A 12,937-nucleotide genomic window follows, 5' to 3' on the forward strand; every position below is an offset into this window, starting at 1 on the left:
TCATACTGATAGCGGTAAAAGTCCTCGGTCCGGTCGTTTTTCGTCAGAAAATACCGAATCCGATCCCGCAGAGGAACATAATCCCGGATCAGACTGTTTCCTCCTCAAGTTCCACCAACTGATTTGCCGCCTCACGTTTCACAATCCGGAAACTTGCAATAAACCCGATAAGAAGATTCGAATAATACAGAATCAGCCGCAGCAGCACCACAAACACCCCCACAACCGCTGACGGAAGAATCAGCGAATAAAATGCCGCATAGCTGATCTCCGCAACACCTGCCCCGCCCGGCGTTGACGGTACCATCAGAATCACCGCAATAATTAACTGGAACACAATCGACAGCAGCAAACTCGGCGGGTACCCGAGCCCAATCATAATTACCGATGCAATCGCATACTCGCATGCCCAGAACAAAATCGTCAGCAGAAATCCAAACGCAAGACCCACTTTCGCCCGGCCTGCAAACATCTCAAACGTCAGATACAGCCGGTCAATCGCCTCATCAATCTGTGCGGTAAGCTTCGCAATCCTCTCGCTGTCCCACTTCTTCGTAAAAAATCCCGCAATCTTAAACACAATTTTCCGGATAAGCTGGGGTCGGGAAAGCAGTACTGCAAGAATTACCAGCAGCACAACAAAAAATCCTGTACCAATCCATGCCGCTGCAATCACCATCTCCGGGACCTCACCGTTGCTGTACGCAATTGAGAACAGACCCATGCCAACGATAACACCAAGTACCAGCAGCACTGCTTCCATCAGCCGTTCTACCAGAACAACCGCCGTTGCATCCGCAATCGGCATCTTGGCCTTGTAGAGTTCATGGATGCGGACCGGCTCGCCCCCTACCTGCGATGGCGTAATCGATGCGATCAGCTGTCCCGCACAGACCATATTCAGGCAATGCCGCAGCGGTACCTGATACCCGAGCGACTTGCACATTACCCGGATACGCAGCGCCCATACGCACATTGCAGCCATGTGCAGGCAGAATGCAAGAAGAAGGAACCAGGGATTCAGATTTTTCAATGACTCAATGGTGTTCTCATTAAACGTCAGAACCATTACCGCAAGGAGAATCACCATTGAAAGCCCGATAGAGAGCCATAACCACTTCTTCTGCTTTGTGTCCATGAGGATACCAAAAACTCTTTTTTTTACTTACTGAATTGTCCGCAGGCAATTTAAATATAGAGTTACTCCTGTGTTTTTCTCAGGGAATCTCTGGCCTCACGCCGCACAATTCCCAGGCTTGCAACAAGTCCTACGACCACATTAAAGTAATACAGAATCAGCCGCCACAGCAACACGAATACCCCGACCAGCGGCAGCGGAATAATAATCGAGTAGAATGCGGCAATACTCACCTCGGCAACGCCCACACCGCCCGGTGTTAAGGGAATCATCATAATCATTGCGATCAGCAGCTGGAAAATGAAGGAGATCAGAAACATCGGTTCAAGACCAAGACCCACCATCAGGACCGATGCAATTGCGAACTCGGAGACCCAGAACGCAACGGTCATCAGCAGTCCAAGTGCCATGCCGATCTTCGAACGTCCGCCGAAGTGTCCGATGGTTACATAGAACCGGTCGATGTTCTCATCAAGCATGCCAAGCATCCGCTCGATTCTCTGTGAATCCCAGCGGCGGGTAAAAAGCCCCGATATCTTTGCGACGAGGATCTTTGTCCACTGTGGCCGCTTCACAAGAACGGCAAACAGCAGGAGTGCGCCGATGAAGAAAAACGTCGCAAGATAGGCAACGCCCATATACATCGGAGGGAAGTTCAGATGACTGAACATTTTGCCGAGTAGATACACGCCGATGACCGTGCCAATTCCGAGTACAATACCGTCAAAGACCCGTTCCATGAGAACCACCGCAGTTGCGTCGGCGGTTGGCACATCGGATTTGTACAGCTCATACACCCGCACCGCCTCGCCGCCAACCTGCGACGGCGTGACGGCGGCGACCAGCATGTTTGCACAGATCAGGTTTACCGAATGGAAAAACGGCACGCGGTATCCGAGAGACCAGCACATCAGTTTGATGCGCAGTGCCCAGAACACTATCGACAAAATGTGCAAAAGAAAACCGAGAAGAATATACCAGGGGTTGCATTTTTCCAACGCGACAAGTGTATCGGCGTCAAACGTCAAAAGAAGCATCACAACGAGTGCAACCACACTGATGCCGACTGAAATAAACAGCCATTTCTTTTGCGCCTTATTCATGGAAAAACCCGGAAATCATATAGTCTTGGACATGCGAAAATAAATAGTTTTTAGACCGTTTGCCAAATGATACCCGGCAGAAGATATGGCAAGATCCCTGCCCGCTCCGATTACTTCACATACCGGTGCAGCAGAATACTCCCAATATCAATGGTCTCCCCACCGTTTTCATACAGTTCAAACCCAAGATGATACACGATCAGCTCTGTTCCTACCCGTTCTGCCAGTTCCATCATCGGCGGGACCATCTCGCATCCCGGCCGGATCGCATACAACACGTCCGCTCCCTGATAGTAGGACAGGGTCGGAGAAAAGATGTCATCCACGACTGCAGGTGCTGCGGTCGTTTGATAAGAATGGATGTCCGTACACAGAATGGGAATGCCTGCCTCCTGAATGATCTCTGCCGCGATTGTTTTTCCGCCGAATCCTATTTCAACCGCCGAGCAGTAATGATCGCGGATATATTCCCCTACGCTTTTTTCAATCTGATATACTGACACGCGTCCCCGTCCTTTGATAAGTGTTCAATATGTTTATGTCCCGTCACATTGAAATTATCTACCAACATGGGAGTACACGTTTTCTGGGACAGCAGGGTTCCCATTGGTCTGAGCAGACCCGTCACTGAGGAGCTCTCGGGCGTACTGGAGATGCCCGTATCCCGCATCGACAACGGTACTTTTCCGCTTGAAGGTTTTGATCCTCTCCGTCAGCAGTGTGACGCCGTAAAAATTCTCACGAAACTCGACATTTTTCGTCGCCGGTATCCCCAGCTTTTCAAGCCGGAGGACGTTGATATTGAGTTTTACAATAAGTTCAACCACCTCCACGAGAAAGTCCTGCTCATAACGCCGGTCGATCTGTTTGAGCCGCTTGCGGATTTCGTGTTTGGACTTGCATATCCTGCTCTCGGTGTTGCGGTGGTATCTCCCGCACGACTGACGAATGAATATTATGGCCGCCATCCGGACGATGATGCGCTCATTGACCGTATCGTCAAGGAGGGAGCGCATGAGATTGCCCATTTGTTCGGTCTGGAACACTGTGACAATCCCGGCTGCATTATGTACTGCCCGCGCAATCTTGATGATCTGGACCGCAAACGGAAATACTTCTGCGGCAAATGCAGAATCCGGCTGAATGGTCAGAATGAGGGAGATCTGTTCCGATGAAGAACGAAGTTCCCTGGGTCACTGTCTGGGGCTACGGTGCGGATATTCGTGCAACCCGCGGGACGCTCACCATTCGCGAAGGAACGTCACGACGCTCGTATCCGCTGTCTTCCATCCGCCATCTTCTCATTGCAGGCGGCCATACCCTTGAGACCGCAGCGATTGCACATCTGCTGGCAAACAGCATCTCCGTCTCTTTCTTTGATGTCCACGGGGAACCGGTCGGGGCGATCCGACCGCCCGGATACAGTGCATGTCCCCTCAGAACCGCGCAGAAAAACGTCCCGGTTCACCGGTTTGCAATGTCGGGTATCGTCTCTTCGTTGAAATCCCGTATGCGGTATCTCAATGAACTTGGTTCCGGTCGTGCGGACGGTCTGTACTACAAGGGGGAACTTGAGATACTTGCCGACGCATCCCGCGAGCTTGAGTTTCTGATTACTCTTCCTGAACTCGCCCGGGTGTTTTCGCTTACCCGCAACATGTATTACGAGATTCTTTCCCGTGTTGCCGCGCCGGAGCTTGGTTACCGGCGGAGAGAGAAGCCGCCGTATCCGGACCCGGTAAACGCAATGTTTTCTCACGGATATGCTGTTCTTTACGCAAGTACCGCAGTATCTGTTGCCGGAGCCGGACTTGATCCGGAGATAGGCTCTCTGTACGGGAATGTCATTCCCCCGGGGAAAAACCGCAGCGCGTGTGTTATGGATATTATGGAACCGTTGATGACACCTATGGTTGACCGTGTTGTGATGGATATGGCACAGGAAGGTCTCATCACAAAACAGTATGAGATAAGTTCCCGCTGCATTCTCTCGGAAAAACTGATGACAGAATTCAACCGCCGCCTTACCAACTCGGTTGACTCGGATACTATCGACCGGGCGGTTGCGGACTATGCGGATGCGGTCAGGTCCGGCGGCAGTGCATAGATTTTTTGTGTTCTGCAGCCGCGTGTAGTTGTGTCTCGCAGAAATTTCTGATTTTCTCAGACTGCCAGCCCATGGAGGGCGTTCAGAGGAAATCAGAATTCCGAAGGATACATCTGTCTGCATAACCTAATCATACCTCAAAGATATGTCCGGCAGGAAAAATAGTGTGTTCCGCCGGAGGAAATTCAGGAGATTCTACTCATGCTGCTTCTTGCCCTTGCGGGAAAACCAAACTGCGGAAAATCGACTTTTTTTAAGTCGCTTACCCTTGCAAATGTTGAGATTGCCAACTACCCCTTTACTACCATCGATGCAAATAAAGGCGTCGCCTATGTGCGGTCTCCCTGCCCCTGCAAGGAACTCGGTCTGGAGAACTGCACTTCGTGTGTGGACGGTGTCCGGTTCATTCCGATCGAGCTTCTGGATGTTGCAGGACTTGTCCCCGATGCACACCTCGGCAGAGGACTCGGCAACCAGTTCCTCGACAACCTCCGGGAAGCCGACGGCATTATTCAGGTCGTTGACGCGTCGGGAAGTACCGATGCAGAAGGCAATCCCGTTGACATCGGTACCCGCGATCCCCGTGAAGATGTCGAGTTCCTCAGATACGAATTTGCCATGTGGATGGCCGGTATCGTAGATAAGCATCTTGCAAAACTCGTTCGTCAGGCGCAGGGCAAAGAAGCAGTGTTAATCGACCTCCTTGCCGGTGCACTTGCCGGTCTCCGGATCAACGCAATTCAGATCCGCGAAGCTGTTGAAGAAACCGGCATTAATCTTGCAAAAGCAACTCAGGAGGATATTGAGCGGATGTGTGAAGTTCTTCTCCGCGTCTCAAAACCTATGATTATCGCTGCGAACAAAGCAGATCAGGCATCTGACGTTAATCTTACCTCACTTCAGGAACTCGGCGCCGTTCCCACCATCGCCGCAGGAGAACTCGCTCTCAAATCCGCGGCACAGGCAAAAATTCTCCGTTACCTCCCCGGTGACGGCACGTTTGCCCCGGTCGAAGGTGCGAAACTCTCCGCCCCGCAGCTTAAAGCGCTTACCATGATCGCCGAGAACATGAAAAAGTTCGGCGGAACCGGCGTGCAGGAAGTTCTCAACAACCTCGTCTTCGAGGAGATCGGCATGATTGTTGTGTATCCGGTCGAAGACGACAGCAAATGCTGCAACGCAAAAGGCGTTGTATTGCCTGACGCCTTCCTCATGCCGAAGGGATCCACCCCAAAAGACCTCGCCTACCGTGTCCACACCGATATCGGCAACGGTTTTCTGTATGCTGTTGACGCCCGTACCAAGATGCGGATCAAAGACAGTACTGAACTCAAGTCAGGCGATGTCATCCGGATCGTCAGTACTGCAAAATAACGGTAACCTATATTACCTTGCAGATGCAAAGGTAGAGTAACTATGGGAAGCGAGGTGTATCAGGCACAGGTTCTCCGGGCGTTCTTCGATACCATTACGGGTACCGATAGAAATCTCACCCGCATTTATATGTGCGTCATCTCCCTTGCCAAACTCCGGGGTGAAGACCCGGAAAAACTCAGATTCCTCATGGAACAAATGCGTGCAAGTAAGGAAAAACGCGAACTCTCCATCGATATCCTCGACTACATGACCGGGGTTGCCAACTCTCTGGAGTCCTGGGCGGGCCAGTCCGCATTCGGCATCACCACTCCGGTGAACTCCGAAGATTTCGGCGGAATATCCATGGATTCTTTCTAAACTTTTTTTGACTGATTTTCTTCCAACCGGTTGTTTCTCTCCCAATCAATACAACACGTTAATATGTCACAATGAGAAAATATTTTAACTATGAGTGTGTTTGAGACTGTCAACGCAGTACTCTCCTCAGCAGTATCCATCGTGAACGAGTACATTTGGTATCTCGCTTTCATCATGCTGGGCTGCATGGGAGTGTACTTCACTTTGAAAACAAAGGGCGTGCAGCTTGGTATGCTCAAGGAGTCCTGTCGTCTTTCCTTTACCGGAATGACGAAGTCTGATATCCTTGGGGGTAAGAATGCTGTATCGTCGTTCCAGGCGTTCTGTGTCAGTATGGGCGCCCGCGTCGGTGTGGGGAACATTTCAGGTGTGGGAATGGCCCTCATCATGGGAGGTCCGGGAGCGATCTTCTGGATGTGGCTCTTTGCCCTTATTGGTGCGGCAACGAGCTTTGTTGAATGTACAATCGGTCAGATCTACAAAGAGAGGGGCAATGATGGTCTCTTCCACGGCGGACCTGCCTACTACATCAAAAACGCTCTTGGCAAAGGAAAGTTTGCCATCTTCGTTGCAATTTTGATCATCATTACCTACCCGATCTGTTTTACGCAGGTGCAGGCGAACACCATTACCGATGCATTTGTTACCGCATTCACGGTTGATCCGTGGATTATGGCAATCATCGTGACGGTGATCTCCGCAATCGTTATCTTCGGCGGTATCACCCGTGTGGCCCGTGTGTCCTCCTGGGTTGTCCCGATTATGGCACTTATCTACATGATTATTGCAATCGTTATCATTGCAATGAACTTCACCAGAATCCCGGAGATGTTCTCCCTTATCTTCAGCTGTGCATTCGGTCTCCAGCAGTTCGGTGGTGCAGCCCTTGGTACGGCTATCATCTGGGGTGTCAAGCGTGGAGCATTCTCCAATGAAGCCGGTATCGGTTCTGTCCCGAACGTAGTTTCTGCAGCAAAGGTCAAGCACCCGGCAAGACAGGGTCTCATGCAGTCCCTGGGTGTTCTTATCGACACGCTTGTCGTCTGTTCCGCAACTGCATTCATGGTTCTCCTTGTGGGTGACTACACCAAGTACGTCGCAGCAGCAGGCGGACCTGACATGATCAGCGGCGTGACCCTTGTGCAGAACATGCTCACGCAGGATTCCATCCTCGGCGCCGCAGCACCGTACATCATTGCATTGTTCATTCTGGTCTTTGCATTCAGCAGTATGATCAGCTACTACTCAATGGGTGAGGCAAACGCCAAGTTCATCACCAAGAGTAAAAAGGCGGTGTGGGCTTTCCGGTTCATCGTTATTATCATGATCTTCCTTGCCTGTATCGCCAAGTTCGATCTTGTCTGGGCAATGGCAGATATTTTCATGGCCATCATGTGTCTGGTGAACCTCGGTGTTCTTATCTTCATCGGCAAACATGCCTTTGAAGCACTGGTTGATTACAAGAAGCAGCGGGCATCCGGTGTGAAAGAGCCGGTGTTCGATCCGTCCGTTTTGTCCTCCCAGAAAGGTATTACCTGCTGGCCGGACAAAGACGAGTAATCTTCCCCTGGGGAACACTCTTTTTTTTCACCGGCTGCCAAGTCGGGTGGGTATATCTTCCAGCACTCCCAAATGAATACTTAATGGAGTGCGTGCTGCTCGCAAGCGGAAGCAAAGGAAACAGCATCTATATCGGAAACGATACGGATGCGGTGGTAATTGATGCCGGAATCGGTTACCTGAAACGTACACTGGAGGATCTTTCTCTTGACACTTCCCGCATTCGTGCGCTCTGCGTGACACACGAGCATTCTGATCACGTCCGCTCCGCAAAAGCGTTTGTAAAAGCGATGAAGATTCCGGTGTACGGGACCGGCGGCACACTGGACGCATCGGTTCACGGGGGATTTCTGCCGCAGACGGCAAAACTGGTTGTCTGCCGGGATCGTATTCGGACAAATGCCGGGGGTCTTTCAGTTACTGCGTTCCGCACGTGGCACGACGCGGCAGAGCCGTCAGGTTTCGTTATCGATGATGGCGAAGCACGCATTGGCGTCTGTCTCGATACACACGAGGTAACTCCCGCTATGCTGGAAATTCTTCGCGGGTGCGATGCGGTGGTGCTCGAAAGTAACTACTGTTCTTCTGCGATGCAGAATGATACATTTCCCGACTGTGCCGCATGCCGCAGTTGCGGTGCCCGCTGCTGCGGCAACCGCCGGGTTCTCCGGATGTATCCGCGGTATCTGAAAGACCGTATCCGTGAGGATGGACATCTTTCCAATGAAAACTCTGCTGCTGCACAGCGGCTGCTTGCCGGGGACGTAGGTATCATTGCCCTTGCGCATCTGTCGGAGAACTACAACCGCCCGAATCTTGCCCGTGAATCTGCGGAGGAGGCAGCAGGAGAGTCGGGAACGAAGATCTATGTCAGCGACCAGCTTCCCGAGTACCGGGAGCGTCGGCTCGTCCGTTTTATGGTGTAGGTGTTGCAATGCTGTTTCGTGAATTTGCAGAACTGTGTGACCGGCTTGAAACCATTTCTTCCCGGCTTGCGATGACCGATGTCCTTGCGGAAGTTTTCCCGGCGCTTTCCATTGAGGAACTGCCGGTGTTTGTCCGGTTCATGCGCGGAAAAATCTTCCCCGACTGGTCGTCCGAGAAGCTCGGGTTCGGGCCGGGTCTGTTGTATGAGGCGCTCGCCTATGTGATCGGGAAGAAACGGCAGGTGGTTATCTCGGCAATCAATAGTTCCGGTGATACCGGCCGTGTTGTTGAGGAGCTGCTTGAGAAACGGGAACAGACGATGTTCTTCTCAGAAGATCTTGAGCTGCTTGAGGTGCATGCACGGTTTTTACAGATGGCAAAGACCTCCGGGCGCAAGTCCCAGCAGGAACGCATGCGGTCTGCACAGTATCTTCTCTCAAACGCATCGCCGCTGGAAGGGCGGTACCTGTCGCGGCTGATGCTTGAGGAGATGCGTATCGGCGTCGGTGAGGGTGTTGTACGCGAGGCGGTTTCCAAAGGGTTTGCCGTCCCGGTGGAGATCGTTGAGCACGCTCATCAGGCCCTCAATGATCTCGGCGAGGTTGCGCTTCTGGCAAAGACTGATCCCGCCGCCCTTGCAACGGTACACGTCACTCCTTTCCGGCCGGTAAAGATGATGCTTGCACAGGCCGGATCGATTGCCGGCATGGTAGAGGCGCACGGATTCCTTGCAGCCGAGAACAAGTACGACGGCAGCAGGTTCCAGTTCCACAAGGCGGGCGGCAGGACTGCTATCTATTCCCGTCGTCTTGAGGAGATGACTGCATCGCTCCCTGATGTTGTAGCCATGCTTTCCGCTGCAACCGATCATGATGTTATTATTGATGGTGAGGTTATTGCGATGCAGGACGGAAAACCTATGCCGTTTCAGACGGTTCTTCGGAGAATCCGCAGAAAGCACGGAGTCAGTGATGCGGCTGACGCCATTCATATGCAGCCGCGTGTCTTTGATATTCTTGTCTGCGACGGAGAGACTCTGATAGACCGTCCGTTTTCCGAGCGCAGGAAAATTCTGGAAAGTGTCATGAAGGATTTTGTTGCGCCTCAGATAGTAAGCGACTCGCCTGAGGAGATTGAGACCTACTACCATGCAGCGCTTGACAACGGCAACGAAGGTATCATGCTCAAGGTTCTGGATTCTCCCTATCTTCCCGGCAACCGCGGTAAGCTCTGGATTAAGATCAAGCCCGAGGTTGATACGATTGATCTTGTTGTCACCGGTGCTGAGTGGGGCGAGGGAAAGCGTGCGAAGATGTTCGGTTCGTTTCTGCTTGCCTGTCAGGATGAAAACGGTGAGCTGCTGGAACTGAGCCGTGTGGCGACCGGTATTGACGATGCTATGCTTGCCGAGCTGTATGAGCTGTTTAAGGATAAGATCATCGCTGAACACGGCAAAACTGTGGTGTTTGAACCTGATGTCGTTTTTGAGGTGGGGTACGCCGAGCTGCAGAAAAGTACCACCTATGCTGCCGGCTATGCTCTGCGGTTTCCTCGTTTCGTCCGCCTGCGTGACGATAAAGATCCAAGCGAGATAGAGACGATCGATTCTCTTTTCCGCAGGTATGGTATGCAGAATAAAGCAGGCCAGTAATGGTCTGTTTTCGCTTGTTTTATCCGAAAATTCCCCTTCAATACCCTTTTGTTAGAAGGCAAGTTTATGTAGACTCAAAGAAGAAATATTACCAGCATTTTGGCGAGGCACTTCCTGTGATATCACCACTTGAAAAGATTAGCGAATTCATTGTACAGCGACCGTTTTTGACCGGTTGTTTCCTGATAGCTCTTATTATGCTCTCATTTGTTGGAGCAAGTACTCTGTCCATGAGTACCGAGACACAGGATGCGGACAAAAACGCTCACGGCGCGTACATTCTGGATAGTTATACGAATAACTTCCAGTCGGACTCCATCATGCTGATGGTGCAGGCCGACTCGGTAATGGACGTAACGGTTGTGGACCGTGTCTATACACTGCAGCAGCAGATGGCGACAACACAGGGAGTTTCGTCGGTACAAAGTGTGTATGATGTTTTGGCCGCCTACAACGGCGGTTCTATTCCGCAGAATCAGGCAATCATCGATAATGTTGTTGCAATGATTCCGGAGGGTATTACTGCATCTATTATGCCGAACGGGCAGCTTGCGATTATTTTGATCAAGCTGGACACTGGGACGTCCTCAACGACGCAGCAGAGTATTCTCAATAACCTGAGAAGTATGACGGCTGCATCCGATATTCCTCCGGGAGTGACGCTGACTTTTACCGGCAATGCAGCAATGCAGCAGGATATGGGCGGCGACCTTGGTTCGAACATGATCATTCTGCTGGTCGCGGCAATTGTTCTGATGATGCTTGCCTGTAAGTTTCTGTTCAACCATGTGCGGTTCCCGCTTCTGTCGATTGTGAGCGTGTTTACCGGTCTGATTCTGACGTTTGGTATGATGGGAATTTTTGGACTGCCGTTCTCAATGACGACGATTGGTGCAATGCCGATTCTCTTAGGTATCGGTGTGGATTATGCAATTCAGTTCCATTCGCGTCTTGATGATGAGATGCGGAACAAGCGTTCTCTTCCCGAGGCAATCAAACTCGCTGTGTCCAAGACAGGTGCTGCGGTGTTTTATGCAATGATTGCCAGTGCGCTGGGATTCATGGCAATGATGGTTTCCACTCTGCCGGATATCCGCCAGTTTGGTATCACGGCAATTCTTGGTATTGCCTGTTGTTATGTTGCTGCACTGATTATTATTCCGCTGGCAGCTGTTCTTACCAATTATCAGCCAAAACCGCACAAGCTTTTGGCAAACGGCGAGGAAAAGAAGCCGTTTTCGGAGACGTACAATGAGCTTCTGAGAAAACTTGCGGTGAAGGTGACGAAGTTTGCCGTTCCTATTATGCTCGTTCTCTGTATTATCGGATTTACCGGTGTGTATCTGGACGAGGAGGTTCCGGTCAGTACTGATATGAAGTCCTATGTGCCGGTGGATATGCCTGCTATTGTGAATATTAATACGGTAACCCGGGCGATGGGTGATACCGGAGGTTTCCAGGTATATGTGCAGGGAGGGGAACTGACCAGTCCGGATGCGATAGAATGGATGTATAAGTGGGGAGCGCATGAGCTGGCGTTGTACAATACGCGGTTTACGAGTGTTTCCAGTATTGCAACCGTGATTGTGGAGAAGAACGGCGGTGTTATCCCGACAACGCAGGTGGAGATTGATACTATTTTGAACTCCATGAGCGAGGCGGATAAGTCGTCCTATATTAAGGATGGAACCCAGGCGGTTATCAGTTTCGGCATGAAGTCGTTGTCGGAGGCGCAGCAGCGGTCGCTCGTCTCGGAGGTTAGTGCGGATGTGCAGTTCTTTGCACCACCCCCGGGTATTGAGGCGGTTGTGACGGGCAGTGCGTACTCATTCGTGGAGATGATGAAGGATATCCGCGAAGGAAAGACGAAGATGACGCTGCTCGCATTTGTGATCATCTTTGCATTCCTGGCAGTCCTCTATCGGAGTGCGGGTATGGCTATCTGTCCGCTGGTGCCGATCGTGCTGATTATCGGATGGAACGGGGCGGCGATGTACTTCTTCGGTATCGATTATACGATCCTGACGGCAACGATGGGGGCGATGACGATAGGTGTCGCTGCGGAGTACTGTATCATGATGGTGGAGCGTATCTATGAGGAGATGGAGCATCATGATACGATAACGGCGGTGCAGAACGGTACCGGCAAGATCGGAACGGCAATTACGGTGTCCGGTTGTGCAACGATGTGTGGTTTCTCGGCACTGATGTTCTCGAACTTCCCGATCATCAGCGGGTTTGGTATGGTGACGGTGCTTGCAATGGGCTTTACGCTGTTTGGTGCAGTGGTTGCAGTTCCGGCAACGGTTGCAATTGTTCTGAAGAACCGCAAGAAGGGTAATCTTGAGGGCGACGGGGAGTACACGCACAACTCGATGAACTGCCCGGCATTATAATCTCTTTTTTTCCGGAGGATGCAGCCGGGTCAATTATCAGATTTCCGCAAAGGCAAAGATTTTTTTTATTCAGATCTCTTTGATCATGCAATCTGGGATACTTCAGATGGTTGGAGCAATGCCGTATTCTGTGTTTTCTGCGAAATTCAGGATTTTATGGGCAATACCACTGTTGAAGGGATGTTAAAAAAACTGCCGGGGATAAAATGCTCTTCAGACTTGAATCGTAATAAAAAGCCATTGTAGGGGCAAATCAGGTGCCCCTATACGTATATATAACCAGCATTGTGTTTATGTAATTAGTCCTGTGATATATTGTGT

12 protein-coding genes are annotated in these 12,937 nt (G+C 51.2%); 9 read left to right on the top strand and 3 right to left on the bottom strand.

Features of this window, described 5'->3' with window-relative positions; genetic code table 11:
• Nucleotides 1-88: 88 nt before the first annotated feature.
• The 3 genes from O0S10_RS04595 to O0S10_RS04605 form a co-directional block, all read right to left on the bottom strand.
• Nucleotides 89-1,138, bottom strand: a complete 1,050-nt coding sequence (locus tag O0S10_RS04595; protein WP_268924725.1) for a lysylphosphatidylglycerol synthase transmembrane domain-containing protein — start codon at nucleotides 1,136-1,138, stop codon at nucleotides 89-91.
• A 62-nt stretch (nucleotides 1,139-1,200) separates the two neighbouring features.
• Nucleotides 1,201-2,241 (bottom strand): lysylphosphatidylglycerol synthase transmembrane domain-containing protein, encoded by a 1,041-nt coding sequence (locus O0S10_RS04600; protein ID WP_268924726.1) that lies wholly within the window; start codon nucleotides 2,239-2,241, stop codon nucleotides 1,201-1,203.
• Between the two features lie 110 nt (nucleotides 2,242-2,351).
• Nucleotides 2,352-2,744, bottom strand: a complete 393-nt coding sequence (locus O0S10_RS04605; RefSeq protein WP_268924727.1) for a UPF0146 family protein — start codon at nucleotides 2,742-2,744, stop codon at nucleotides 2,352-2,354.
• Between the two features lie 66 nt (nucleotides 2,745-2,810).
• Between O0S10_RS04605 and O0S10_RS04610 the strand changes: the two genes are divergently transcribed.
• From O0S10_RS04610 to O0S10_RS04650, 9 genes are all read left to right on the top strand, one after another.
• Nucleotides 2,811-3,416, top strand: coding sequence for an archaemetzincin family Zn-dependent metalloprotease (locus O0S10_RS04610; RefSeq protein WP_268924729.1), 606 nt, complete (start codon nucleotides 2,811-2,813; stop codon nucleotides 3,414-3,416).
• Entirely contained in the window at nucleotides 3,413-4,348 is a 936-nt protein-coding gene (gene cas1 / locus O0S10_RS04615) for a CRISPR-associated endonuclease Cas1 (RefSeq protein ID WP_268924731.1), read from the top strand. The genes O0S10_RS04610 and cas1 overlap by 4 nt, the downstream gene beginning before the upstream one ends.
• A gap of 201 nt (nucleotides 4,349-4,549) precedes the next feature.
• Entirely contained in the window at nucleotides 4,550-5,722 is a 1,173-nt protein-coding gene (locus tag O0S10_RS04620) for a redox-regulated ATPase YchF (protein ID WP_268924732.1), read from the top strand.
• A 42-nt stretch (nucleotides 5,723-5,764) separates the two neighbouring features.
• Nucleotides 5,765-6,082 (top strand): hypothetical protein, encoded by a 318-nt coding sequence (locus O0S10_RS04625; RefSeq protein ID WP_268924733.1) that lies wholly within the window; start codon nucleotides 5,765-5,767, stop codon nucleotides 6,080-6,082.
• 90 nt (nucleotides 6,083-6,172) lie between these two features.
• The gene (locus O0S10_RS04630; protein WP_268924734.1) at nucleotides 6,173-7,642 is read left to right on the top strand and encodes an alanine/glycine:cation symporter family protein; all 1,470 of its coding nucleotides are present in this window, start codon (nucleotides 6,173-6,175) and stop codon (nucleotides 7,640-7,642) included.
• A gap of 83 nt (nucleotides 7,643-7,725) precedes the next feature.
• Nucleotides 7,726-8,568, top strand: coding sequence for an MBL fold metallo-hydrolase (locus O0S10_RS04635; protein WP_268924735.1), 843 nt, complete (start codon nucleotides 7,726-7,728; stop codon nucleotides 8,566-8,568).
• 8 nt (nucleotides 8,569-8,576) lie between these two features.
• Nucleotides 8,577-10,220: an ATP-dependent DNA ligase gene (locus O0S10_RS04640; RefSeq protein WP_268924736.1), complete on the top strand. Its 1,644-nt coding sequence runs from the start codon at nucleotides 8,577-8,579 to the stop codon at nucleotides 10,218-10,220.
• Nucleotides 10,220-12,616: an efflux RND transporter permease subunit gene (locus tag O0S10_RS04645; protein WP_268924737.1), complete on the top strand. Its 2,397-nt coding sequence runs from the start codon at nucleotides 10,220-10,222 to the stop codon at nucleotides 12,614-12,616. Before O0S10_RS04640 ends, O0S10_RS04645 begins: the two co-directional genes overlap by 1 nt.
• A gap of 18 nt (nucleotides 12,617-12,634) precedes the next feature.
• The gene (locus O0S10_RS04650) at nucleotides 12,635-12,862 is read left to right on the top strand and encodes a hypothetical protein (RefSeq protein ID WP_268924738.1); all 228 of its coding nucleotides are present in this window, start codon (nucleotides 12,635-12,637) and stop codon (nucleotides 12,860-12,862) included.
• Nucleotides 12,863-12,937 lie beyond the last annotated feature (75 nt).

Origin of the sequence: Methanocorpusculum petauri (assembly GCF_026891975.1) — an archaeon.
Lineage (GTDB): Archaea > Halobacteriota > Methanomicrobia > Methanomicrobiales > Methanocorpusculaceae > Methanocorpusculum > Methanocorpusculum petauri.

Excerpts from the sequence above, each read along its gene's own strand:
- O0S10_RS04645 (WP_268924737.1), top strand. The coding sequence starts at position 10,220 with ATGGTCTGTTTTCGCTTGTTTTATCCGAAAATTCCCCTTCAATACCCT.
- O0S10_RS04650 (WP_268924738.1), top strand. The coding sequence starts at position 12,635 with ATGCAGCCGGGTCAATTATCAGATTTCCGCAAAGGCAAAGATTTTTTT.
- cas1 (WP_268924731.1), top strand. The coding sequence starts at position 3,413 with ATGAAGAACGAAGTTCCCTGGGTCACTGTCTGGGGCTACGGTGCGGAT.
- O0S10_RS04595 (WP_268924725.1), bottom strand. The coding sequence starts at position 1,138 with ATGGACACAAAGCAGAAGAAGTGGTTATGGCTCTCTATCGGGCTTTCA.
- O0S10_RS04620 (WP_268924732.1), top strand. The coding sequence starts at position 4,550 with ATGCTGCTTCTTGCCCTTGCGGGAAAACCAAACTGCGGAAAATCGACT.
- O0S10_RS04600 (WP_268924726.1), bottom strand. The coding sequence starts at position 2,241 with ATGAATAAGGCGCAAAAGAAATGGCTGTTTATTTCAGTCGGCATCAGT.
- O0S10_RS04610 (WP_268924729.1), top strand. The coding sequence starts at position 2,811 with ATGGGAGTACACGTTTTCTGGGACAGCAGGGTTCCCATTGGTCTGAGC.
- O0S10_RS04635 (WP_268924735.1), top strand. The coding sequence starts at position 7,726 with ATGGAGTGCGTGCTGCTCGCAAGCGGAAGCAAAGGAAACAGCATCTAT.
- O0S10_RS04630 (WP_268924734.1), top strand. The coding sequence starts at position 6,173 with ATGAGTGTGTTTGAGACTGTCAACGCAGTACTCTCCTCAGCAGTATCC.
- O0S10_RS04640 (WP_268924736.1), top strand. The coding sequence starts at position 8,577 with ATGCTGTTTCGTGAATTTGCAGAACTGTGTGACCGGCTTGAAACCATT.
- O0S10_RS04625 (WP_268924733.1), top strand. The coding sequence starts at position 5,765 with ATGGGAAGCGAGGTGTATCAGGCACAGGTTCTCCGGGCGTTCTTCGAT.